The organism is Longirhabdus pacifica, assembly GCF_004115085.1.
Taxonomy (GTDB): domain Bacteria; phylum Bacillota; class Bacilli; order Paenibacillales; family DSM-105158; genus Longirhabdus; species Longirhabdus pacifica.
Genome location: NZ_QXJP01000020.1, coordinates 48,395 through 73,360, shown reverse-complemented (window position 1 = coordinate 73,360; position 24,966 = coordinate 48,395). Strand labels below are relative to the sequence as shown.

The 24,966-nt window shown below is 37.1% G+C and carries 24 protein-coding genes; 17 read left to right on the top strand and 7 right to left on the bottom strand.

Annotated elements, in window-relative coordinates; genetic code table 11:
- Positions 1–76: 76 nt before the first annotated feature.
- The 3 genes from D1Z92_RS13530 to D1Z92_RS13520 all read right to left on the bottom strand — a co-directional run bounded on the left by D1Z92_RS13530 (position 77) and on the right by D1Z92_RS13520 (position 5,837).
- Positions 77–2,425: an ankyrin repeat domain-containing protein gene (locus tag D1Z92_RS13530; protein ID WP_164931623.1), complete on the bottom strand. Its 2,349-nt coding sequence runs from the start codon at positions 2,423–2,425 to the stop codon at positions 77–79.
- Between the two features lie 100 nt (positions 2,426–2,525).
- Complete coding sequence (locus tag D1Z92_RS13525) at positions 2,526–3,608, bottom strand: ankyrin repeat domain-containing protein (protein WP_164931622.1); 1,083 nt, start codon at positions 3,606–3,608, stop codon at positions 2,526–2,528.
- Between the two features lie 654 nt (positions 3,609–4,262).
- Positions 4,263–5,837 carry a carbohydrate-binding protein gene (locus D1Z92_RS13520; RefSeq protein WP_128896200.1) on the bottom strand — a complete coding sequence of 525 codons (1,575 nt, stop codon included), beginning with the start codon at positions 5,835–5,837 and terminating at the stop codon, positions 4,263–4,265.
- 459 nt (positions 5,838–6,296) lie between these two features.
- Between D1Z92_RS13520 and D1Z92_RS13515 the strand changes: the two genes are divergently transcribed.
- From D1Z92_RS13515 to D1Z92_RS13485, 7 genes are all read left to right on the top strand, one after another.
- Positions 6,297–6,947 (top strand): hypothetical protein, encoded by a 651-nt coding sequence (locus D1Z92_RS13515; RefSeq protein ID WP_128896199.1) that lies wholly within the window; start codon positions 6,297–6,299, stop codon positions 6,945–6,947.
- A 9-nt stretch (positions 6,948–6,956) separates the two neighbouring features.
- The gene (locus tag D1Z92_RS13510; protein ID WP_128896198.1) at positions 6,957–7,475 is read left to right on the top strand and encodes an accessory gene regulator ArgB-like protein; all 519 of its coding nucleotides are present in this window, start codon (positions 6,957–6,959) and stop codon (positions 7,473–7,475) included.
- Positions 7,472–7,600: a cyclic lactone autoinducer peptide gene (locus D1Z92_RS13505; RefSeq protein WP_128896197.1), complete on the top strand. Its 129-nt coding sequence runs from the start codon at positions 7,472–7,474 to the stop codon at positions 7,598–7,600. The genes D1Z92_RS13510 and D1Z92_RS13505 overlap by 4 nt, the downstream gene beginning before the upstream one ends.
- A 346-nt stretch (positions 7,601–7,946) precedes the next feature.
- The gene (locus D1Z92_RS13500; protein ID WP_240666734.1) at positions 7,947–8,615 is read left to right on the top strand and encodes a hypothetical protein; all 669 of its coding nucleotides are present in this window, start codon (positions 7,947–7,949) and stop codon (positions 8,613–8,615) included.
- Positions 8,616–8,669: 54 nt separating this feature from the next.
- Complete coding sequence (locus D1Z92_RS13495) at positions 8,670–9,392, top strand: hypothetical protein (RefSeq protein ID WP_128896195.1); 723 nt, start codon at positions 8,670–8,672, stop codon at positions 9,390–9,392.
- Positions 9,393–9,566: 174 nt separating this feature from the next.
- Complete coding sequence (locus D1Z92_RS13490) at positions 9,567–10,214, top strand: hypothetical protein (RefSeq protein ID WP_128896194.1); 648 nt, start codon at positions 9,567–9,569, stop codon at positions 10,212–10,214.
- A gap of 70 nt (positions 10,215–10,284) precedes the next feature.
- Positions 10,285–10,947: a hypothetical protein gene (locus tag D1Z92_RS13485; protein WP_128896193.1), complete on the top strand. Its 663-nt coding sequence runs from the start codon at positions 10,285–10,287 to the stop codon at positions 10,945–10,947.
- Between the two features lie 105 nt (positions 10,948–11,052).
- Here the strand turns inward: D1Z92_RS13485 and D1Z92_RS13480 are convergent, their stop codons facing one another.
- Positions 11,053–11,985 (bottom strand): M23 family metallopeptidase, encoded by a 933-nt coding sequence (locus D1Z92_RS13480; RefSeq protein WP_128896192.1) that lies wholly within the window; start codon positions 11,983–11,985, stop codon positions 11,053–11,055.
- A gap of 413 nt (positions 11,986–12,398) precedes the next feature.
- On the opposite strand from D1Z92_RS13480, the gene D1Z92_RS13475 reads away from it, so the two are divergent.
- The 3 genes from D1Z92_RS13475 to D1Z92_RS13465 all read left to right on the top strand — a co-directional run bounded on the left by D1Z92_RS13475 (position 12,399) and on the right by D1Z92_RS13465 (position 13,802).
- Complete coding sequence (locus tag D1Z92_RS13475; RefSeq protein ID WP_128896191.1) at positions 12,399–13,067, top strand: N-acetylmuramoyl-L-alanine amidase; 669 nt, start codon at positions 12,399–12,401, stop codon at positions 13,065–13,067.
- A gap of 2 nt (positions 13,068–13,069) precedes the next feature.
- The gene (locus D1Z92_RS13470) at positions 13,070–13,309 is read left to right on the top strand and encodes a hypothetical protein (protein ID WP_128896190.1); all 240 of its coding nucleotides are present in this window, start codon (positions 13,070–13,072) and stop codon (positions 13,307–13,309) included.
- A gap of 169 nt (positions 13,310–13,478) precedes the next feature.
- Positions 13,479–13,802 (top strand): SCP2 sterol-binding domain-containing protein, encoded by a 324-nt coding sequence (locus tag D1Z92_RS13465; RefSeq protein WP_128896189.1) that lies wholly within the window; start codon positions 13,479–13,481, stop codon positions 13,800–13,802.
- Between the two features lie 117 nt (positions 13,803–13,919).
- On the opposite strand, the gene queD is transcribed toward D1Z92_RS13465, so the two are convergent.
- Positions 13,920–14,402: a 6-carboxytetrahydropterin synthase QueD gene (gene queD, locus D1Z92_RS13460; protein ID WP_240666731.1), complete on the bottom strand. Its 483-nt coding sequence runs from the start codon at positions 14,400–14,402 to the stop codon at positions 13,920–13,922.
- A gap of 105 nt (positions 14,403–14,507) precedes the next feature.
- On the opposite strand from queD, the gene D1Z92_RS13455 reads away from it, so the two are divergent.
- On the top strand, positions 14,508–15,473 hold the full coding sequence (locus tag D1Z92_RS13455) for an NAD(P)H-dependent flavin oxidoreductase (protein WP_128896187.1): 966 nt from the start codon (positions 14,508–14,510) through the stop codon (positions 15,471–15,473).
- A 222-nt stretch (positions 15,474–15,695) separates the two neighbouring features.
- Here D1Z92_RS13455 and D1Z92_RS13450 read toward each other — a convergent pair whose 3' ends face one another.
- Positions 15,696–16,118 carry a DUF2621 family protein gene (locus tag D1Z92_RS13450; RefSeq protein WP_128896186.1) on the bottom strand — a complete coding sequence of 141 codons (423 nt, stop codon included), beginning with the start codon at positions 16,116–16,118 and terminating at the stop codon, positions 15,696–15,698.
- A gap of 135 nt (positions 16,119–16,253) precedes the next feature.
- Between D1Z92_RS13450 and D1Z92_RS13445 the strand changes: the two genes are divergently transcribed.
- The 6 genes from D1Z92_RS13445 (at position 16,254) to D1Z92_RS13420 (ending at position 24,699) form a co-directional block, all read left to right on the top strand.
- Positions 16,254–17,372 carry a deoxyribonuclease IV gene (locus D1Z92_RS13445; protein WP_128896185.1) on the top strand — a complete coding sequence of 373 codons (1,119 nt, stop codon included), beginning with the start codon at positions 16,254–16,256 and terminating at the stop codon, positions 17,370–17,372.
- Between the two features lie 36 nt (positions 17,373–17,408).
- Complete coding sequence (gene purU / locus D1Z92_RS13440; protein WP_128896209.1) at positions 17,409–18,269, top strand: formyltetrahydrofolate deformylase; 861 nt, start codon at positions 17,409–17,411, stop codon at positions 18,267–18,269.
- Positions 18,270–18,320: 51 nt separating this feature from the next.
- Positions 18,321–20,339, top strand: coding sequence for a transketolase (tkt, locus tag D1Z92_RS13435; protein ID WP_128896184.1), 2,019 nt, complete (start codon positions 18,321–18,323; stop codon positions 20,337–20,339).
- Positions 20,340–20,437: 98 nt separating this feature from the next.
- Positions 20,438–21,784 carry a glucose-6-phosphate isomerase gene (locus tag D1Z92_RS13430; RefSeq protein ID WP_276318877.1) on the top strand — a complete coding sequence of 449 codons (1,347 nt, stop codon included), beginning with the start codon at positions 20,438–20,440 and terminating at the stop codon, positions 21,782–21,784.
- 165 nt (positions 21,785–21,949) lie between these two features.
- Entirely contained in the window at positions 21,950–22,594 is a 645-nt protein-coding gene (locus D1Z92_RS13425; protein ID WP_128896183.1) for a YigZ family protein, read from the top strand.
- Between the two features lie 446 nt (positions 22,595–23,040).
- On the top strand, positions 23,041–24,699 hold the full coding sequence (locus D1Z92_RS13420) for a pyridoxal phosphate-dependent decarboxylase family protein (RefSeq protein WP_128896182.1): 1,659 nt from the start codon (positions 23,041–23,043) through the stop codon (positions 24,697–24,699).
- Here D1Z92_RS13420 and brfA read toward each other — a convergent pair.
- Positions 24,696–24,914, bottom strand: a complete 219-nt coding sequence (gene brfA / locus D1Z92_RS13415) for a ribosome rescue factor BrfA (protein ID WP_128896181.1) — start codon at positions 24,912–24,914, stop codon at positions 24,696–24,698. The two genes, D1Z92_RS13420 and brfA, sit on opposite strands and share 4 nt — an antisense overlap.
- Positions 24,915–24,966: the final 52 nt, after the last annotated feature.

The window sequence follows — 24,966 nt, the reverse complement described above, 5'->3', positions numbered from 1 at the left end:
GTAAAACATACAAATAGTTAATAAATGGTTTGTTTTTGTAGCGTGATGCTATAGTTCAACAATCCACTAGCCTTTTTTACACTTCTGCATTAGATAGGAGTGTAATTATTTCATCATTTTCTATACTTTTAGCAATGTCTAAGGCTGTTTCACCATCCATTGTCTTCAACGAAGTGTCTGCTTTAGCAGACAGTAATGATGTAACAATATCTCTGTAGCCAGAAGAAGTTGCATGGTGAAGAGCTGTAAGTCCATACTCATCTTGTAGATTTACATTCGCTTTAGCATCAATTAAAGCTTGTACAGTATCTATATCATCTCTGATAGTCGCAAATATAAGCGCTGTGTATTTGTCCACATTTTGCACATCTACGTCCGCTTTAGCATCAATTAAAGTCTGTACAACTTCTGTATTTTCTGTGATAGTTGCAATGATAAGTGCTGTGTATTTATCTTTATTTTGCATGTTTACATCTGCTTTAGCACGTATTAAAGTCTTTACTTTTTCTAGGCTTCTAAATGAATGTTGATCAACTGCATGCATAAGCGCTGTATATTTCTCTGCATCTTGCACATTTACATCCGCTTTAGCATCAATTAAATGCTTCACCATATCTGGTTCAAACGATTTAGCCGCTAGCATAAGCGGTGTATATTGATGGTGGTTATCCTTTACATTTACATCTGCGTTCGCATGGATTAATGTTTGTACAATATCCTCATGTGAATTATTAGCAGCTTTGTGAAGTGCTGTTTGCCCAAGGTTATCTCTTACATTTACATCTTCCTTGGCATGGATTAAAGCTTTTACAGTATCGTTATCACCTTTATCAGCTGCAAGCATGAGTGCTGTGAGTATATTTTCCTCTGCCCCTGCATTGGACAGCAATGTAATCATTTCATCATTTCCTTCTTCTTTAGCAATGTCTAAGGCTGTTTCACCATCCATTGTTTTTAATGAAGTGTCCGCTTTTGCGTCTAGTAAAGCTTTGACACAATCTACTTGCGTGTTATATATCGCATCCATAAGGGCTGTTTTTTGATATGAACTTTGAACATTTAAGTCCGCCCCCGCATCGATGAGTGCTTTTAAAATATCTGCATATCCATTACTAGCAGCACACATAAGCGCTGTACAATGGTATGTATCCTCTGTATTTAAATCTGTATTTGCAAGTATTAAAGCTTTTACAATATCGGTATGTCCTGCATCAGCTGCTAGCATAAGTGCTGTTTGCCTATGCTCATTATGTGCATTTACATCCGCTTCTCCATCGATTAAAGCCTGTATAGTGTTTGTATGTCCTTCATGAGCAGCTTTTAGGAGCGCTGTACAGCTAGAGTTATCCTTTACATTTACATCTGCATTCGCATGGATTAAAGCTTTTACAATACCCTCATGTCCATTATTAGCAGCTTTGTGAAGTGCTGTTTGTCCAAGGTTATCTCTTACATTTACATCTTCCTTAGCATGGATTAAAGCTTTTACAGTATCCCTATCCCCTTTATCCGCTGCAAGCATGAGCGCAGTGAGTTCATTTCCCTCTGCCCCTGCATTGGACAGCAATGTAATAATTTCATCATTTCCTTTTTCTTTAGCAATGTCTAAAGCTGTTTTACCCTCAATTGTTTTCAATGAAGTGTCCGCTTTTGCGTCTAGTAAAGCTTTGACACAATCAGTTAAACTAAAGTAAACGGCTAGCATAAGTGCTGTACATTTATCATCGGCTTGTATATTTAAATCTGCCCCTGCATGAATTAAAGCCTGAACGCAATCCATGTGGCTCCCGAGGACCGCTGCCATAAGTGGTGTATTTTCATAATGAGAATTTTGCACATTGAGATCTGCCTTTGAGTCAATTAAAGTCTGTACAATATCAATATTACCTTCACTAGCTGCTTTAAAAAGTGCTGGTATTCCTTCTTCATCTTTTGCGTTTAAATCTGCATTAGCGTCTATTAAAGCCTGCATCATATCGGTATGTCCCATGTCAATGGCTATCATAAGAGCAGTAACTTCTTCTTCATCCCTTACATTGACATCTGCGTTAGCGTCTATTAAAGCCTGCACAATATCGATATGTCCCATGTCAACGGCTATCATAAGAGCAGTGCGTTTAGATTCATCCCTTGCATTGACATCTGCTTTTTTATTAATTAGGTTTCGCACAATATCGATATGACCTGCCGCGGATGCCTCTAATAAGTCGTGTTTCTCAGGTGTCTTCTTCTTTCGAACCAAAGTAAAAAATACTCCACTTACAAAAATAGCAGCTAGTATGCTCACGATCATAACATTGGTAGAAGAGACTTCTAAGGGAACCTCCATATCATGAACAAAGACTACTGTATTATCGAATGGTGCTCCTGTAAAAATAGAACATAAAATAACCAGACTAAATAAATACAAAATGGGCTTATTCATTTCAACACCTCGAATTAAAATATAGTAAAACATACAAATAGTTAATAAATGGTTTGTTTTTGTAGTGTGATGCTATAGTTCAACAATCCACTAGCCTTTTTTACACTTCTGCATTGGATAAGAGTGTAATCATTTCATCATTTTCTATACTTTGAGCAATGTCTAAGGCTGTCTTTCCATCATGTGTTTTCAACGAAGTGTCGGCTTTTGCATGTAATAGAACCTGTACAATATCTAGATGTCCTGTAGATGCTGCAATCATAAGAGCGGTCTCTCCATGTTTATCTTGCACATTGACATCTGCATTAGCATGAATTAATGCCTGTACCATATCTGTATGTCCTTTAGATGCTGCAATCATAAGAGAGGTGTATCCAAGATAATGTTTTCCTATTTCATTTACATCTGCATTAGCATGAATTAAAGCTTGTGCACTATCGACATGTCCGAGCAAAGCTGCAAACATAAGAGCGGTGATTCCATCTATATATTGCCCATTGACATCTGCATTAGCATGAATTAAAGCCTTTACAGTGTCGGTATGTTCATAATAAATTGCTTCCATAAGAACGGTGTATCCTTCGTAACTTGGCAAATTCACATCTGCATTAGCATCAATTAAAACATTTACAATATCTGTAAATCCTTGTGAGGCTGCTACGTGAAGAATGGTGTATCCATGTTCATCATCTTGTTCATTTACATCTGCATTAGCATGAATTAATGCCTGTACAATATTGGTGTGTCCTTTTTCAACAGCTAGTATGAGAGCAGTGTATTCTTCATAATTTTTTAGATTGACATCTGCGTTAGCATCAATTAATACCTGTACAATATTGGTGTGTCCTTTTTCAACAGCTAGTATGAGAGCAGTGTATTCTGCATTATTTTGCACATTGACATCTGCGTTAGCATCAATTAATACCTTTACAATACTGGTGTAGCCTCTTTCTGCAGCTACCATAAGAGCGGTCTCTCCATGTTTATCTTGCACATTGACATCTGCATTAGCATGAATTAATGCCTGTACAATATTGGTGTGTCCTTTTTCAACAGCTAGTATGAGAGCGGTGGATCCTTCATGTTCTACATTCACATCTCCCTGTGTATGGATGTATGTTTGTACAGTATCGTAGTGTCCTTCACCTGCTGCTTGAAATAGGTCTAATATGTGCTTGTTCATTTCAACACCTCGAATTTTTTTATAGTAAAACATATAAATAGTTAATAAATGGTTTGTTTTGATAGTATGATCTTGATATTACTATTTATAATAAAATGACTATACAATGTTGATATGTACAGAAGAGGACTCCCCCTTTTAGTATTGTTGAACGATGGACGCTCTACTTACTTTTATATTGTTTCTCTAACTATGTGATTATTGCTTTATTTCCTTTTTATCTAGCAATGTCTAAAGCTGTTTTGTTTGACCATCGTTTGCTTTTCATGAAGTGACTACATTTGCACCTCCATTCTAATGGAATTGGTATATACAATTTAATAAACTGTTTGATTCTGTTATATCATATTATATCGCTCACATACGAGAGATGCAATTGACATAACATGTGCATAGCGCCTTTTTATCTTGATAAAAAAGGTGAAGTAAGTGATAGTGATATCTTAATAGTTAGCATGGAGAGGTGTCATGATGATGTTACTTTTACTTTTGAGCAAGTCAGCAAAAAAGCCTTGCTAAAGGTAGTTGCCCCTCAAAGTTAGTTACGCGCACTTTGAGTTGGCAATCCCAAACAAGACTTTTGCTGTATCATCATTATTTCTAATATTTGGATGTTCACTTGGCTACATCTATTATGTTAAAGAGATGGTGATGCTACTTTACTAATTTCCATGGCGTTTCCCATTGGTATTGTACATTTTCATCTGGTGCATCTCCTTGTGTCCACCACTTTGATTCATATACCTGTCCTTTATGTGTAACTGTATCACCTTGCGTATATACTAAAGTAGAACGCCAAGTCTCTTTGCTATCCGTATTACCGTTGTTATTGCCAGATTCATTCCCATTATTGTTATTGTTGTTACTGTTATTATTGCTGTCGTTATTATTGTTACTATTATCGTCTAGGTTTGAGATGCTATTATCGTTATAATCATTAAAAATTTTGGAGAATTCATATTTTTTTTGTACGATACTACTTGCACTTGGAGTGACAAAACTTAATGCTCCCTGTGGTGATTTATCTCGATTCATGGACCACATCGATACCATACCGATCTGCTTTTCTTTCGCAAATTGCAATGTTTCTTTTGCATCTTGCTGATTGAACGTTTCTGTTACGACATCATTAAGTCCAATCATCGGTGTAGTACCAATCATTTTCCATAGCTCTGCATCTGTTTTTGAAATATTATGGTTACTATATTGTTCTTTTAACTGTTTCTGAAGATTTTGAATGGCTTGAATACCGTATTCACCCATTTGGTTATCCGGGTTAGGTGCAGCACTGTCACCATAGTCCATGGTCATTACATTGACACCTTCAATGTCCACCCCTTCACCCAAAGCTAAATCAATAACATTAACGCCATCCATCGTCAGTCCTGATGGCAAAACAGGAAGTGTAAACCATATTCCTAAATCATAGTTTTCCGTCTTTAACTCATCTTGTAGCAGTTTCAATGCTTTACTATTTCTAATTAAAGATGTTGTGTCGTTCAACCATATTCCTTCTATGTCAAAATCTACTCTAGTAAGTCCATAAGCTTTAATGAATCTTTTATATTGTTCTTTTAACGATTCAACATCAGGAGCTGCAGCATGTAAAGGTACATTCGCTGCTCCACCAAAAGAAACGATAACGTCTCCACCCATTTCTCTTACTTTTCTGATCTCATCATTCAAAGGACCTTCTTCAGCAGCATAGTACGTTCCCCAAGTAGGCTTAAACACGTCTTTGCTTTCAGATACGATAAAACCTAAATTATAGAAAGGTATTTTTAATTCATCTGTTTTTTCCGCTAATGGAAAAGGAGGCCATCCTACCGCATCGACAAATGGTGCAAATATCGTTTCAGGCCAATCAATACCCTGTCCTACATTGACACTGGAGTAATCAGGGTAAACGATAGTGGAATCACTTGGTGGTGTAACATGACCATCGTTGTTATTATTGTTATTGTTGTTATTGTTACTTGATTTTAACGTCCAAGGTGTATCCCATGCCTGCAACACGTTTTTACTTGGGCTTTCTCCTTGCGTCCACCATTTTGCAACATAAGTCTGTCCATTGTGCTCAACTTCGTCTCCACCCCAATAAACTTGATTTGATTCCCACTCAGAAAGTGCCTGCGCAATTGGTGCTTGTGCCAGTGCAGTGATTGATAGAGAAGATACAACGGTTGCGATTAAAATCTTTTTCATTTTGTTTTTAATATTCTTTGCCATACTTTCTCATCCTTCCATGTGTTTTTGTGTTGTATGAGGATATAACGCTTAAGCATGTATAATAACCTTCTCTATGAACCGTTGAATCTAATTATTATGAACAACAGCATAGAAAAGGAGATTACCTGATTGAATCTGTTACCTTTAAAAAGCATATGTATCAAATCGATAATAGAAAAACTAAAATAAGTTAAATATTTTTGATAATGGTAACAAACAATTTGTGTGCATGTCATATGCAATTTATTCCATAGTAGTTTGAATCATTAAACTCAATACTGTATCTGGATATTAAAATGTGAAATAAGGAAGTAGAAAGTAAAGCGAGTATACAAAAGCCAAGAAATTGTCACAGTTACGACAACATCCCGAAAAAAGGGATTATTTGTTTGGTAAATGCTTTTTTCAGATATTAAAATATTACAAACAGACTATCAGGATTGACAGGAGAGTGTTTTTTTGTTAAATATGCTATTATTTTTTGTATTTTCACCTTTGGAAAATTTGTCTTTATTTTTATTAATGTTTTCATTATTTAAGTTTAAGCTCGACGGTGATGTGTATAAAAAAATGTTTTATTCTATCATATTCTTATCTTTGTTTTCATTTTTAATCGGGAATAGTAGTTTTTCTCCGATTGGACAACTTATCATTATTATTGTGTGTACATGGGTGTTCATTGAAATCCCTTTGTTTTATAGCATGGTAATGGCAACAACGTCGTTTATATTAATAGGATTAATTCAAATATTACTCATCTTCTCTTTTCAACTTATGGGTGTAGTCACGTTGGAAGGAGTTGCTGCTACGAATGAAGGGTATACACCAAGCGGATATATGATATCTTCTTTAACTACTTTCACTGCAATAGCGATATCCATGATTGCAAACAGATTTCGTATTGGGTTCCATTTAACGCCTAAGAATCGAACAAAAAGAGAGGCAGGGAAAAAAGAAAATATATTTGTAACCAGTATGCTTGTTTTTTCAATTTGTATCCCGCTCCTATCTCAGTGGGGATTGAATCCATCTGTTGGATTGTACATTGTATTATTTTTTCTACTGACTACATGTATAGGTTTGTTTTTGATAAGAAAATGCAAGATTTGAGGTGATAGGTTGGAACGTATAGCAATGAAAATGGCTGTGAAACTAAAAAGAGCTAATCCAGATATAAAAGAGACGATTGCAGTATTAAAATATGGCATTGAAGTGATATTAAACGGACTGTTAGTCGTGATGCTTTCCCTATTTGTAAGCTTGTTTTTGGATAACACCATAGAGACGATAATGGCTATGATAGCATTTGTATTATTGAGGCAGGTATCAGGAGGATACCATTTCCAAAAGTCGATGTGGTGTACCGTGTTTTCAGTCTCCTTGTTCACCTTCATTCCATTCGTTCCTTATCATGCTCAATGGTTTTATATCATGAATATCGTAAGCGTGATACTTTGTTTATGTTTTGCACCTTCCAGAATTGAAAATCATTCCAATATACCGGGTAAATTTTATCCATATTTAAAATGGATCTCCGTTCTGTTAGTAAGTTCAACATTTGTGATTCAAATGTCTTCTATTTCATTGTCCTTTTTTGTTCAATCTTTATTATTAATAAGATGGGAGGTTAAAAAATGATAAAACGGTGGGTTACATACCTAGCGAAAGTCATTGGTCTAGTAGCAAAGTATACCGTATCTTCCGCATCACTGTGGTTCGTACATTCACCTAAAGTACCACATGAATTAAAAAAGAAAGAGTGAAGATGCGCTGATGTACAGCACACGAAAATAAAGCTGAAAGTAGAGCAGGGGCCACGGGGCTCCTTTTTGCATGCAAATTTCGAATAATCATCTACCAGTAATCAAAACAATACTTAAAAGTTAACATATTTAACAATTAATCATATTAACATTAAAATAGTAGACAAAATGAAAACTATTAGTATAAAAAGTAAATTGTATTTAAATTATTTATTCACAAAGATAGTATTTAATAGTAAGATAACATTATAGAATAATATAGGTAAATTTTACTTTTATTTTATAATTGGAGTGGAAAAGAAACTAAATCAAAATAAAAAGGAAGGAGGTGAAAATAGTGAAAAAAATGGTACTTCTTTTGTTAGCAGTTGTCGTTGTATGTTCCGCAATGATAGTAGTGATGACGAAAGATAATGAAGTAGATGCTAGTGTACCAGCAAAACTATCTACTGCAACTGCAGTAAATTATCCATATTTTAATGCGTTCATTGCTGTAGGGGAAGACACTGAACCCGCTCAGAACTTATCCATACTCATTCAAAATAATGCATTTGATATAGATAAGAATGCAGTAGATTTTGATGCGTTAACGACTTATGTATCTCAGCAAAGTAAGCTTGGCATTGTAGGTACACTGAATCATACTTTTGAATCTAGTCAGAAAACATCAGATGTTATGGATGGAGTTACAAGTTCCATTTTGCAAAACTTGCAGATTCCGCAAAGTGATGAGAATGTAGCATTGTATCGATCTTTTGTTGCAGATGCTTTTATTGATTTAAAAGATCAACTGGACAAAGGGTGGTTTACATTTACTCCAAGCGATAACGAGTTAAAAACAAAATACACTTACAATACGTTATTCATTGTGAAAAAGAATCAATTCTTATATGCTATGCCATCTGTACTGACCGTTGAAGTTGATGCTTCAAAAGAAGAGGTTTTAAATCTATCTGAAAGTGATGCTTACGATTATAAAGTCAATATAAAGGGTTTGAAAATTTTGAGTTTTTAAAATATTTAAACTGCAAAATGGTATAAAAATTATAATCTAGGAGGATGATTTAAAATGAAAAAATTATTTAGTATAGTTCTTATTCTCGCTTTAAGTTTAGGTGCGTCATTCGCGTCTTTTGCAGCAGAGGGTGCAGCTCCACAAATGAATGTCACAGAAGCTGTTTCTGAGAATGTAGTCAAAGAAGTTAATATGCCAGCCATTATTTTGAGAGCAAATGGTGATGTAGAATTTGACGAAGCTTGGGCTTTACCTTTTGAATATATTCCAGCAGCCATTGGGATGGCGGATCAATTTATTCCAGCTATCAAAAGAGATACGTTAGAATTAGATTTTGGTAAAGCGCTTGACATTGTTCAAGCAGATAGCACACTTGGTTTAATCGGAACACTGAACCAAACGATCAATCAAAAAAGTGCAGATGTACAAGTGATGTCTTCTAAATTAGTAAGTCTCTTCTCACAAGTCTTATCCGTAAGCCTCACATCAGATCAAATCGCATCTTATGAAGAAATCATGAAGCAAACATTCATGAACTTATCCGAATCTAACACCAACTATTATATTTGGAAATCCTCCAGTGCTTCTAACGTAACCTACCAATACAATCTATTTTTTGCAGTAGAGAAAGCAAAAAATCTACTCATGGCTATGCCTGTAGGAATGACGGTTTCTGCTAACACTTCTAAAAAAGAATTCTTGGGTATTACAACATCTTCAAAACATAACTACAGTGTCCAAGTCAAGGCAATAAGAGTAATTAAACTCGTTCAATAGTGAAAACATAAGAGAATAGAAAGTATGCGGTTACGATGAGTATTCTTTTGTAACCGCATACTTTTTTATTTTATTTTAACCATGCCATCGATCACCATCGTTTCGTTTTTATCTTGAACAACCGAACCATGCATTTACGATGGTTTTAGTACGCATATAGGAGGATGATGACCAATGAAGAAAAAAAGCATGATAGGTTTACTGATTTTGTTTTTACTGTCGTCTCATGCTGCATTTGCAACGAGTTCAAAAGAGGAACCTCATGAATCGTTTGATAAAGTTACCTTATTGTCTGTTAGTGTGGCTTCAGATCGATTTGATGAAAAATATGTAATGTCCACGCAAACCGAAATTAACTGGCAGCATGTGTTAGATGGGGTTAATAAATTTCACAGTGCCATCCATCCAAATTCATTAGATTTTAGCTTAAACAAAGCATTAACCATTGTCAGCAACGATCCTTCTTTAAATCTAGTTACAGAGCTAGATACCAGTTACCATGTACCCATTTATGGAGATATAACCCCAGACAAAGCCCATTACTATATTACGGATTATATTGTAGATGAATTACAAGCGAATATTAGTGCTTCACAATTTGCGACATTAAAACAGGAGATTGGAGGACTATTAAGTAGCACCACCGGACAACAACATGTGTACTACAATTTGTTTTTTGCGTTAGATAAAGGTGGGAATGTAGAATTGGTTCCATTTTCTGTTAAAAAATATGTTATTCCTCCGGGTTGGTCGAATAGTAATCCTGCTTGGCCAATGCTTGTGGCAAATATCAAAGGCTTAAAAGCAATGTACACACCATAAGTAATGTAGGACATGTGTTACGTTATAAAAACACGTATATGACAATATAGTAAAGAAAGGAGAGGGTGTTATGACGAAAAAAATAATGCTTCTCGTGTTCCTATTTGTATTTTCTTTTCAAGGAATAGAGGCATCTAATATCAATATGGAAAAGGAATGGTCGTTGGAAGTTCTTACTGATGATATGTATTTAAACAATCAAAACAGTATCCAACGTACGTTGCCGCCAGCATTAACAGAGCGTTACAAAACAATTCTTATTTCTGATAAACCAGAAACGAATTGGCAGGATGTCTTGGATGGCATTAATAAATTTCATCATGCAGTAGATGTAAATACATTGAATTTTGACTACAATAAAGCATTAAATATTGTCGCCAACGATCCTACATTGCAACTAGTCACGGAACAACAAACAGGATTTCATATCGTGTTGGATCAAAATATTACTGCTGACGAAGTGTATGAACAATTAACAAATTTTGTGCTGTCTAAATTACAGGCTACTATTTCGACTGTAGAATATAATACGTTAAAACAAGAATTGCAAGGACTTCCTTTCCATAACACGGCATATTATAAAATGATTTTTGCGATAGATGTAAATGGAAAAATAGAGTTAATGCCTTTTACAATAAAAAAACAATTTTTTCTTCCAGGAACGTTTTCGGGATTACATTATCCTATGTTCGGATCCTATCTTCAAGGTTTGAAAGCCATCTACACACCATAAAACAATGCATCAAGGTTTAAAAGCCCGTATATAACAATACAGTAGTGAGACCTCCGTAATGATGCATGAGAATAAAAAGCATCACCATGGATGCTTTTTATTCTTTTAGTCATCTGTTGGAGGTGATATATACGTAAGTGGATCAATGAGTACGCCATTTTTTCTTAGTTCCATATGAAGATGAACTCCAGTCATTCCAATGGTATGACCTGTGTTTCCCATCACAGCAATCCTATCCCCTGCATGTACGACATCCCCGATGGCAACATGACTACGGAATACATGATGATAACTTGCTAACAACGTATCCCCTTGAATACTGCTCTCTATTTCCACTACACTTCCACTCGTATCATTTTGATACATATTCGAAACCGTACCACTAAATGCGGATACAATATCGTTTCCGGAACGGCAAGGAGCGTTCATACAACCAGAAAGATCAGCTTGTACCAAAGGAAAAGTTCCTGCCCATGATATATCTACTCCTTGATGAGCACCGCCTCGGCTCAAAAAGTAGTCTGAAATTACCGTGCTATCTGGGACTGGCCATACCACTTTCTCTACATCTCTATAACGTAAAAGGTAATTCTGCTTCACGCTTTCTCCTTCTTCAAACACGACCACAATGTCATAAACCCCAGCTTGTACATCAATGCCTGTCCCAAGTTCATACGCATTCTCTTCTTCTTCTGATTTCCATATAAACGTATCGCTATGTTCTGGATATAAATAAAGATTATAGTTACTTTCTTTTGGAATTTGATCTAAAAAAATATTGATCTTGGTCGCTCGTTCTATATTTAATTTCCAATAGTCTACCATATCATCTCCGTAAAATGTCCCATATTGATTAAACCCTTCATAAACCATATTTGTGGTCGCTTCTTCAGAAGAGTTGTTGGGCTCCACCTCGTATATGACTCCAGTGGTGGCGTCAGTATGATAAACATATAAGACAGATAAGCATAATCCTACACTGAGCATGAAGCCTATTGTTACCACAAAAAGAGTCCTGTATTTTTTTAAGTGATTCATATCAATCCTCCTTTCCTACTCTGCTCCTCCTTATTTTTCTACGATGAAAATCTATGAAAATGTAATGCTGTAACTGAACTAAATTTAATATCATAAATGATTCACTGTATTAACTTTCTTATACAGCAAAGAAGAGCCGAGGGCTCTTTTGTATTTGTAGATAAATTTGATATATTGCATTTTATTCGCTAGTTTCATCATTGGTGCGCACAAAATACGCTTTGAAAATATATAGGGTGACAAGCGTACAAGCCACTTTGTACTTTGCTACATACAATACTTACATACGAAGTATGAGCTGCAGTAAAGTTGTAAGCGCGAATAAAAATAAAAAAATCGCAAAAATGAGCGTAAAAATGTTGTCTCGTTACCTTCATATATGAAAGCTATTTATTTCAGAAAGGAGTGAGCCAATGAATATAAAACGAAAAATATTGGCAAAAGGACACCGTAATCGACCTGGATATGTTATGAAACCCAAAGGGGTGTTATTCCACACCACAAACAATTGGAATGATGGTGCTGGAGATGAGATGCATGGCATTTATATGAGCACAACCAACCGAGTTGTAAGTTGGCATGTCACTGTGGACAAAGACAGTGCAACACAACATATTCCATTCAATGAGAATGCATGGCATGCAGGAGATGGCACTAACGGTGAATACAATCGAAATTGGATTGGTGTTGAAATAGCGTGTGAAGCAGTTGATCCTGGAGACCCACTTGATGAGGCTACTTATCAAAATGCAGTAGAAGTCGTAGCACAGATTATGAATCAACATGGTTTCACTAGTGCCAGTCAATTACAACCGCATGCCATTGTATATGGTAAAAACTGCCCTCATCATACGTTGTTCGATCGTAATCAATTCAAATCTGACGTACTAAAGAAGGTGAACCAAGTGAGTGAAAAATTTACAGATGTAAAGAAAAACAGATGGAGCTACGAAGCGATCCAACAAGTAGCTGAAAAAGGATGGATGATCGGCTATCCAAATAAAAAATTTAAGCCGTCAAAAGCGGTTACGAGAGAAGAACTAGCAGCGGTACTCTATAACATATGGAAAGGAGAACAGTAAAAATGGAATTTGAAATTTATAATATTGCCCTAATTCCCGTTATCATCGGGATTGTATCTGTATTAAAATCTGTCGGGTTTCCAAGTAAATATGCTTCACTCGTATCTATCGGACTAGGTATTCCGTTAGGCGTCTTCTATCTAGCTCCTAGTAATTTAAGTGAAGGCATTTTAGTAGGAATTACTTTGGGTCTAGCATCATCTGGCCTATATAGTGGAACAAAAAATATAGTACGTAAATAAGTAATTACTCCTATTTAAAAGCACGTAACAGCGATACCATCCTCCTATGTGGGGAGCAATGTTGCTTTCTACGTGCTTTCTTGATAATCACACAAGAAAAGAAAACTGACATTTCCGTTTATTTCGTGTAAAATGAAATGGAAATCATTATTTAATTGGGGGTAATGGCATGGCAATAATGGATGTATTGCAAGATCTAGCTGCAAAAATAAATGCAGATCCAGAAGGCATTGAAGATGTGGAGTCTACGTTTCAATTTGATTTAACAAGTGGAACGTATCAAATTCGTTTTCATGATGGTAAAGTAGAATTTCAACAAGCTGACGATTGGGAAGCCAAATGCACATTGAAATTAAGTGATGACAACTTTATGAAACTGCTAGAAGGTTCGTTAAATCCTGCAAGCGCTTTTATGATGGGCAAATTAAAAGTAGAAGGCCAAATGGGTCATGCGATGAAACTACAAACAATATTAAAACATTATAAATCATAGGATGTAAAAAGCATGTAAAAGCCCCTGTAGTCGCTATTACAGGGGCTCTTAGAACGGAATGTCTTTTTTAGTACTGTAGTCTTGTCCTTCACTCAGACTATTCTATTACAATGTGGATTAAGATTCCGTGTCACATCCACCAATTGTACGGTAATTAGGACCACTTTCAGGAATTTCACTAGCTAATACTTGTGCCCAGCTGTTTGGAGTTTCCCATAGTTTCACAGCATATACAGGTAATTTTGCTAGTTTTAACTGATGACACATGTACATAGCCATGTTCTCTGCTGTGGTTCTGAATCCTAGTTCCGTAACTTTTGAACCAGATTCTTTAAGAGATGCTAACGCAGGTTCATTACCCATCGCAATAAAGGAATGATCTAATTGATCTACTAAAAGTTCTTTTACCATGCTTTTCACATCACTAAAATCTATAACAAATCCTTCATCAGACTGATGTTCAGGTCCATGGAGTTTACCTTTTAATTCAACTTCTAATTTATAGGTGTGGCCGTGAAGGTTAGCACACTTTCCTTTATGTCCAACAAGCTGATGTGCAGAGTCAAAAGTGAAAATTTTACATACATTAACTTCGTTCACGAATATTTCCCCTTTCTTTGCTTTATACCATGTACATTGTATCATACATATAATGTTGAACGGAATATAATGAAGATTGTAAATAAATAGAGAGGAAGTCATAGAATGAAAACGAGAGTCACTAGTCTATTAAAAATTGAACGCCCTATCATACAAGGGGGACTTGCTTATTTAGCGTATGCAGATTTAGCAGCAGCAGTAAGTAATGCTGGCGGGCTTGGACAAATTACAGCGATGTCATTATCTACACCAGAAGAGCTGCGCCATGAAATACAAAAAGTAAAATCATTAACGACTAAACCATTCGGTGTTAACTTTGCCATTGGGCAAAGTGGCAGGCCGTATGAACATATGTTAGAGGTAGCAATCGAAGAAACAGTTCCCGTAATTTCTATGACAGGTGGAAATCCCAAACCATTATTAGAGCGTTTACAAGATGTGGATGTGAAAAAATTAGTGTTAGTATCTACCGTTCGGCAAGCACAGAAAGCCGAACAACTTGGAGCAGATGCGGTGATGGCGGTCGGACAAGAAGGCGGCGGCCATATTGGAAGAGATGATTTAGGAACGTTTGTATTAATTCCTAAAGTAGTAGATCAAGTGTCTATACCGGTCATTGCCAGTGGGGGTATTGGTGATGGAAGGGGCTTGCTTGCAGCTTTATCATTAGGGGCTGATGGCATCGAAATGGGCACACGCTTTATTGCTACACAAGAATGTGTGCACGCTCATCCAGCATACAAAAAGCTTATCGTGGATAGTAGTGAATTAGACACTACCGTCATCAAGCGAAGTCTCGGCATGCCAGCACGTACATTAGGTACAACATTAGCAAAACAAATTATAGAACTAGAAGAGAAGGGAAGTACGCTTGAACAACTCCTACCTCTATTTGATGGCAAAGCGAATACAAAAATGATCTATGAAGGTAATATAGAGGAAGGGTTTGGTTGGGCAGGTCAGGTGATTGGCTTAATTGATGATATCCCGACAGTAAAAACGCTGCTAGATCGGATAGAAGAACAGGCGATGACTACGCTCTCTACGTGCTCTTCTGTATTTAGACAGTAGGAAGAACCGCGAGGCAAAGGGTGCGGTTCTTATTATAGAAGTAAAGTAATGAAAAGTGAGAGTGGAAAATACTGATATAGAAAGGATACCACATCATATTCATCTAAGCCTTTCTCGTGCAAGTCTGCACATAAATTGGGCGATGGCCTAGAGCCTAAATATGCCAAAAGAAAACTCCCACCATGATGGCGGGAGTTGTTTGTTTTATCGTATTTATGATGATTACAACAAATGCTTATGCTTCTCATAATCAATTTGATGTTTGTGTAAGAAACGAGTTAAGCTCTTATAGTCTCTCTTTGGCGTAGCTAATATATATCCCTCGATGCAATGATCTATCGTTACTTCGGAAGCTTTTTTCTCTAATGCGACTTGACCAATTCTTGCAGCAATGGAGTGCTTCGCGATGTCTCTAAAAGCAGAGGGTACAGGGGATACGAGTAAATCAAGAAATTTTTTCGTTTCATCATTCCATAGATGCCTGCTTTTGTCCACATAATAATTTTGCCAATCTAATTTTGATTTCCCATCCTCTTTAGGCAGTACCTTCATAAACTTTCGAAACATAAAATAACCACCGATAGACATAGACCCAACTAATATAAATACCCAGAAAAAAATAAACCATTCGAACCACACTGGCATACTTCATTCACCTCAATTTGCATTATACATGACATTCATGAAGATTTGTAGTAGTTTGGCGCTATACATTGCCACAGCAAAGTAATATAGAGTACAATAGATGGAAGTAAAATGTGATGAAGGAGTGGAAGCAGAGTGAAGAAAATAGGTTCTCACGTTTCTTTCTCTAACAAAGGATTACTCAATGCTGCGGAAGAAGCGATTTCTTACGGATCATCTTCCTTTATGATTTACACGGGTGCACCTCAAAACACTCGTCGTAAACCGATTGAAGAGCAGTATATCGAAGAAGGCAAAACAGTAATGAAAGAAAATAATATTGAAGACATTGTGGTGCATGCTCCTTACATTATTAATCTAGGTTCTTACAAATCCAATACATATGAATTGGCAGTCGATTTCTTACAAGAAGAAATGAATAGAACCGATTATATTGGAGTGAAAAATATCGTCCTTCACCCTGGAGCTTATACCGATAAAGATGCGGAATTTGGTATACAGCGTATAGCAGAAGGATTAACAGAAGTGTTATCCGGTACAGAACGTACCGATGTAAATATTGCATTAGAAACGATGGCAGGTAAAGGAACTGAAATAGGACGCAGTTTCGAAGAGATTGCATCCATTATGGATAAAGTGAGTCATAACGAACGTTTGAAAGTTTGTTTGGATACTTGTCACATTCATGATGCTGGTTACGATATTGTGAACGATCTGGACGGTGTCATTCAAGAATTTGATCGTATCGTTGGTTTAGACAGACTTGCTGTCCTCCATTTAAATGATAGCAAGAATGTAAGAGGTGCCAAAAAAGATAGACATGCCCCTATAGGTTCGGGTATGATTGGTTTTTCCGCAATGAAACGCCTTGTAGATCACCCTGACTTGCAGCATTTACCAATGATTTTAGAAACACCTTGGATTGGTAAAGACAAAAAGACACAGCGTCCGATGTATGAAGTGGAGATAGCGCTTCTTCAAGATAGGCTAGCAGATAGATTTGGCGATTCATTTGTGGAAGAAGTAGAACAATTGAAACAATTTTTTGCGAAACAAGGATTAGCACACAGGGAGTTTATTTTGCAGCAATGGGAAATGCTAAAAAAGGATGCAAAGGCAAGAAAAGCAGACCCTAGGGAACCCATGGAAAGATTGTATGACATGGTGATGGAAGCTAACCTATTCTCAGATCTAAACGAAGAACAAATCAATCAGAGGTTAATCGCTTGGTTTGCGCAAGGAGGGGCAGAATAAACATTGTATCCTCATGATGCCAAACATCAGCAACGAATGACTTTATTTGAGCATAGGGCTACGATGTTAATATCTTGCCCAGATCAACCTGGTGTCGTTGCTGCAATATCCAGATTTCTTCATCGCTATGGAGCCAATATCGTACAGTCGGATCAGTACACTTTAGATCCTACAGGCGGTATGTTCTTTATGCGAATTGAATTTGATTTAGATGAACTATCCACAAAAATAAGTGTGTTAAGACAAGATTTTCAATCTGTAGCAGATGAATTTGATATGGAATGGCGTATTCACCTCAAGAAACAGAAGCGGAAATGTGCCATATTCGTATCGAAGGAAGATCACTGTCTGCTCGAATTATTATGGCACTGGCAAGCGGGTGATTTGCTTGCGGATATAGAGATGGTCATCAGCAACCACGATCATATGCGTCCGATTGTTGAATCATTCGGCATTCCTTATTATTATATACCTGTTACCGCAGAAACGAAGGAAGAAGCGGAACAGCAACAGCTAGCATTAATGCAAGGGAAAGTAGACACTGTAATTTTGGCAAGGTATATGCAAATTATATCGCCTACTTTTATTCAACACTATAAAAATAACATCATTAATATTCATCATTCCTTTTTACCAGCGTTCGTTGGAGGTAAGCCTTACAATCAGGCACACGATCGTGGAGTGAAAATCATAGGGGCAACGGCGCATTATGTTACCGAACAGTTGGATGGTGGACCTATTATCGAACAAGATGTACAACGTGTAAGTCACCGAGATGATGTGGACGCGTTGAAGAGAATAGGAAGCCACATTGAACGTATTGTATTGTCTAGAGCGGTTTCATGGCATGTAGATGATCGAATATTAGTACATGGCAACAAAACAGTCGTGTTTTAACTATACTTTAACGATATGATGTGACTTAAACGAAATGAGGGGGACAATATTATGACGACACAAAATACACCGATAGATCAATTAGCTGTAAATACAATTAGAACGTTATCTATTGACGCTATTAACAAAGCGAATTCAGGACACCCAGGTATGCCGATGGGTGCTGCTCCGATGGGGTACGAGCTATGGGCGAAACATATGAAGCATAATCCGGATAATCCGACATGGATAGATCGAGATCGATTTGTTTTATCCGCAGGACATGGTTCCATGTTGCTCTACAGCTTAATTCACTTGTTTGGCTATGATTTATCTATGGAAGACATCAAAAACTTTAGACAATGGGGAAGTAAGACACCTGGTCACCCTGAATATGGTCACACTGCTGGTGTGGATGCAACAACGGGTCCACTTGGACAAGGTTTTGCTATGGCTGTAGGGATGGCGATGGCAGAAACACATTTAGCAGCTACATATAACAAGCCTGACTTCTCTGTCATCGATCATCATACGTATGTGATTTGTGGTGACGGAGACTTGATGGAAGGGATTTCGAACGAATCTGCTTCTCTTGCAGGACATTTGAAACTAAATAAATTAATCGTACTTTACGATTCTAACGATATCTCTCTAGATGGAGAATTGAATTTATCTTTTTCCGAAGACGTGCATAGCAGATTTAGAGGATACGGTTGGAACGTACTAAAAGTAAACGACGGTAACGATTTAAATGAAATTAATCGTGCGATCGCACTTGCTAAAACAGAAGAGACAAAGCCAACACTCATTGAAGTGAAAACAACGATCGGGTACGGAAGTCCGAACAGAGGTGGAAAAGGCGGAAAAGAAGGTCTTCACGGTTCACCAGTTGGATTAGAAGAAACAAAACTAACGAAAGAGTACTACGGATGGCCAGCAGAGCCAGATTTCCATGTGCCGAGTGAAGTGCGAGATCACTTTGCAGCATTGAAACAACAAGGAATCGATGCACAAGCTGCTTGGAATGAGCGATATGAACAATATAAACAACAACATCCTGAACTTGCGAAACAATTAGAAATGGCGATCAACAATGAATTACCAGAAGGTTGGGACAAAGATCTTCCGCTTTATACACCGGAGGACAAAGCCATTGCTACACGTGCAGCTTCGGGCAGTGCGTTGAACGGTTTAGCGAAAAATGTACCATCTATTATCGGTGGATCAGCAGATTTAGAGTCATCAACGAATACAAACCTGAAAAATATGGGTCAATTCACTTCGCAAGACTACAGTGGTCGAAATGTATACTTTGGTGTTCGTGAGTTTGCAATGGGTGCAGCGATTAACGGAATGGTATTGCATGGAGGCGTGAAGCCATATGCGGGTACATTCTTTGTCTTCTCTGACTATGTCAGACCAGCTATCCGTTTATCTGCTCTAATGAATGTTCCTGCTATTTATGTACTAACACACGATAGTATCGGTGTAGGGGAAGACGGTCCAACGCATGAGCCGATCGAACAATTGCCAGCATTACGCATCATTCCTAACTTAACGGTGTTTAGACCTGCAGACGGTAATGAAACAAGCTATGCATGGCGTTACGCTGTGGAAAATAAAAACGAGCCAGTTGCTTTAGTATTAACGAGACAAAATTTACCGCAGCTAGAATCCACAGCAGAGAACGCAAAAGAAGGCATTGAAAAAGGAGCTTATGTCGTTTCAGATTGTAAAGAGAAACCTCAAGCACAAATTTTAGCGACAGGATCTGAAGTATCCCTTGCTATTGAAGCGCAAAAAGTTTTAGCAGAACAAGGTATTGAAGTTAGGGTCGTTAGTATGCCAAGTTGGGAAAAGTTTGAACAACAAGATCAAGCATACAAAGACGCTGTCATCTTACCAGATGTGAAGGCGAGACTTGCAGTGGAAATGGCTTACCCACAAGGATGGGAGCGTTACACAGGAGACCAAGGTGATATTGTTGGTATTAGCACATTCGGCGCTTCCGCACCAGGTTCAAAGGTGATCGAAGAATACGGATTTACAGTAGAGAATGTCGTACAAAAAGTGAAAAACTTACTGGCTTAATCTTGATTTAAGGGATGGGTATACAAGCGCATCATGACATGAAACATAGATTCAGGTTGTGATGTGCGCCTAAATAAAAAGGATAGGGGAGATATACTGTGAAACAACTTCAATTTGATTATAGTAATGCAATGCCGTACCTTGCTCAGCACGAAATAGACTATTTAGCTCCAGCGGTGAAAGTTGCACATGAACAATTACATCAAAAATCTGGTGCTGGCTCTGACTTTTTAGGGTGGGTTGAACTACCTACACAATACGATAAAGAAGAATTTGCAAGAATTAAACAAGCAGCAGAGAAAATTAATGCTGACTCTGACGTGTTAGTGGTTATCGGTATCGGAGGTTCATACTTAGGAGCTCGTGCAGCTTTGGAAATGCTTACGCATAGTTTCTACAACCAAATGCCAAATGGCAAAAAGACCGAAGTTTATTTTGCTGGACATCAAATCAGCTCTACTTACATGAGCCATCTCATCGAGTTAATTGGAGATCGTGATTTTTCATTAAACGTGATTTCTAAATCAGGTACGACGACAGAACCTGCTATCGCTTTCCGTATTTTACGTGAAGCATTAGAAAAGAAATATGGGATAGAAGAAGCAAGCAAAAGAATTTACGCGACGACGGATAAAGAAAAGGGAGCGCTGAAAAAATTAGCGGACGCTAAAGGATATGAATCCTTTATTATTCCAGATGATGTAGGTGGAAGATACTCCGTTTTGACTGCTGTAGGATTGTTGCCTATTGCTGCTGCGGGTATAAATATTGATGAAATGATGCAAGGTGCGAAGGATGCACAAGCGCAATATAACAACGATGATCTTGCTCAAAATGCAAGCTATCAGTATGCTGCTGTACGTAATGCTTTATATAGAAAAGGGAAAACAACAGAAATTTTAGTAAACTATGAGCCTTCTTTGCAATACTTCTCCGAGTGGTGGAAACAACTATTTGGTGAAAGTGAAGGGAAAGATCATAAAGGCATTTATCCTTCTTCTGTAAACTTCTCAACAGACCTTCATTCCATGGGTCAATTTATACAAGAAGGAACAAGAAATTTATTTGAGACGGTTATTCAGTTGGATAAACCAAGCATCGAATTGGAAATTCCACATGATGAAGACAACTTAGATGGACTTAATTTCCTAGCTGGTGAAACGATGGATTTCGTAAACAAAAAAGCGGCACAAGGAACAGTTCTAGCTCACTGTGATGGTGGGGTCCCAAACTTAGAAATTACGATTCCAGAGGCATCTTCCTATTGGTTCGGCCACCTCGTGTATTTCTTTGAAAAAGCATGTGGTATAAGTGGATACTTATTAGGTGTTAATCCATTTGACCAACCTGGGGTAGAAGCATACAAGAAAAATATGTTCGCTTTACTTGGGAAACCAGGATTTGAAGCAGAAAAAGCAGAATTAGAAGCTCGTCTAATTAAGTAAGCACGACAACATGTTGCACATATTTAATGTAAAGCAATTGAAAGTAATGCAAAGCAACTAAAGTAATGCACAGCAACTAAAGTAATCTAAACATATAAGCAAAGGCAGTTCATCCATTACTTTCGATGAGCTGCCTTTTTTAAGAGAGAAGGGGGAGGTGTACGCATGGATAGTGAGCGTTATTTAGCGGTAAAAGAAGCAAGTCAGACAGAGATTGTTATTAAGAAATCTAGATTTATTTGTCATGCAAAACCGGTATCCACAGAAGAAGAAGCGATGCAATTTATTGAGTCCATTCGCAAAAATCATTGGTCTGCCACGCATAACTGTTTTGCTTATTGTATAGGCCAAAACGATCAGCTGCAAAAGCAATCTGACGACGGAGAACCAAGCGGCACAGCGGGAAAACCTATACTAGAAGTGATTAAAAATAAACGAATAAAAAATGTAGCGATTGTGGTTACACGTTATTTTGGTGGTATCATGCTCGGCGCAGGTGGCTTAATAAGAGCGTATGCAAGCGGTGCATCGGCGGCGTTAGAAAGTGCAGGTATCATTGAGAAAGCGCTGCACCAGCAAGTGACGGTAACAATGGATTATACGTTACTAGGTAAAGTGGAAAATGAAGTGCGTAATCGAAACATGATGACGGAGGAAACCTTGTTCACGGATAAAGTGACGCTCATATGTTTACCTTTCTATAGCGAAGCCGATAACGTAATCAAATGGATGACGGAACTAACTCAAGGAAAGGCAGAGATAGAGAAGGGGAAAAGTTATTATATTGATCATGAACATCCTTCGCAGTAATACAATAGTCACTACACCAAACAAGCTGGAAATGAACATCATATTCCAATATCTATACATTAATAGCTATTCCAATACAGTAAATGACCTACCACAGTATCACTTCGGTAGGTCATTTACTTGTTTTACGGATGTGTTTTACTCTTATTTTTTTGTTATTTTATACGTTTTGGGTAGACGTTCAAAATTAAATGGAATAAAATTATATTACACACAATTAAATCATCATCAAACAAAGGCGAAATAAAAACACCTTTTATTGCATATTAAAGTAAGTTTATTCTACAGTGAGTTTGTCATAGAGCCCAAAATAGTGGGTGTTATTTCAAATTAATTTTTTGACTATTCTAAATTTATAGCACACTTGTTTATACTTATTATTCGTACTAGTCAGATGAGGTCGAGGTATTCATGTATTGGTTATTTTTTCATTGGAGGTTGTCTATATGCAACGGATACAACAATTACAATCTTTATTTCCTAGTGCGGATGGAAATGAGGAAGAGCGAAAACAATTTTTACAATGGATAGAGCAGCTTGTTTCGGGAATGGATGAAATGAAAGACGCAGAGCGTGCCACTTTAACAGGCTGTAAGCAAAGAGAAGATATATGTTATGAGCAAATAAAAATAGATAGTCATATCCCTCATCATGGTTTGAAAATGGAACAGGTGATTTTACTATTGCTAAAATTGATTGAAAATCATCCTTACCATTCTAAATATTATTTTTCTAACATTCATCCGATGGCCAGTATACCTAGCATGTTAGGTACGTTAGTGATGATGCTTACAAACGGAAACAATATATGGGATGTCAGTGGCCCAGCTGGTGCGGAAGCGGAAGTTGGGGTGATGAGTATGATGTCCAAATTAGTTGGATATAACCACTTGGAAAGCGGGGGATACACAACGTGGGGAGGACAGGGAGCTGTATTTACTGGCTTACGACTAGCGATTAGTAAAGCGGCACCAGACAGCATAGCAGATGGGGTGCCAAATCATCTCTATGTATTTGCATCGGAGGCTGCCCACTTTAGTATACTAAAATCTGTAGAAGCAGCGGGATTAGGTAGAAATAAGCTTATAAAAGTAAAAACAAATACAAATAACGAGATGGACGTACTGGATTTAGAGCGGAAGATGATACAAGTCATAGAAAATGGAGGGTTACCGATTTACGTTGTAGCTACTACGGGAACGACGGATAGTATGGCCATTGACAACATAAAAGATATTGCTGACATGTCATTTTCTATTGCTAAACAATATGGTGTTCAGCGGCCTCATATACATGGGGATTCTGCATTAGGAGGGTTCTTTGCATTTTTTAACGATTATGATATGAAAGAGAATAAGTGGGGTTTTTCTAATGAAGTCATCACAGCTTTAAGTGAGATAAAAGAAAAACTGAAATATTTATACGTATGTGATTCTATATGTTTTGATTTTCATAAATTAGGGCAATCTCCTTATGTTTCGAGTTTGTTTCTAGTAAAACAAGCACGTGATTTAAAATTACTTGATATTTCACCAGAAGACACCCCATACATTGGACATCGGGCTTACGGTGAATATCACACAGGTTATACATTGGAATGCTCACGAATGTGTAGTGCCATCTCTATGTATAGCACGTTGATGGCATTTGGTATGGAAAATTATCAAAAATTATTAGCTCATTATGTAGAGGTAAATCTTGTTTTAAGAAAACGGTTGAAGAACATAGATGGACTATGTATTGTTAATGATGGAAATGCAGGTATGGTAACTTTGTTTCGAATATACCATCATACTATCCGTGATGGCTTTGTATTAGAGAAAAATGGACTATTATATGCAGCAGAAGTAGAAGAAAATAATAAGCGAAACGAGATGTTGTTTGAACAATTAGGAGAAAATAGAGATAAGATGTTTTTTGGAGACACCCAGAAGCATTGTTCCGTACCAACGAAAGATGGAAGTACAGTGTCTGTGAATGCGTGCAAAATTTTTATCACTTCCCCGTACACTGAAATAAAGCATGTAGATGACATTGTAGATTATGTTCAACAGATGATCCAGCAAAGTCAGCAACGTATGCAGCAGAGGGTGAAAAGTGTTTAATAGTCTACAAGAAATAAATAAACAGTATGATTTTCTCGCGAAAATGCATACTGTTTATATTTGTGCTTATGGGTATATGTTTTTTTGCTTTCATTTTTACGTACATGCTGACTGATGTTTGCGTAATCTTTGTTTGTTTTTCTATTGCTAACGGGATCTAGCTTCCCTTGCCTCACTACATGCATTCTTTTCTTTTTTGCAGCTGAGTTTGCCATCTGCTCATCTCCTTTATGTTTGTTTCTACATGATGTATTATATCACAAAGGA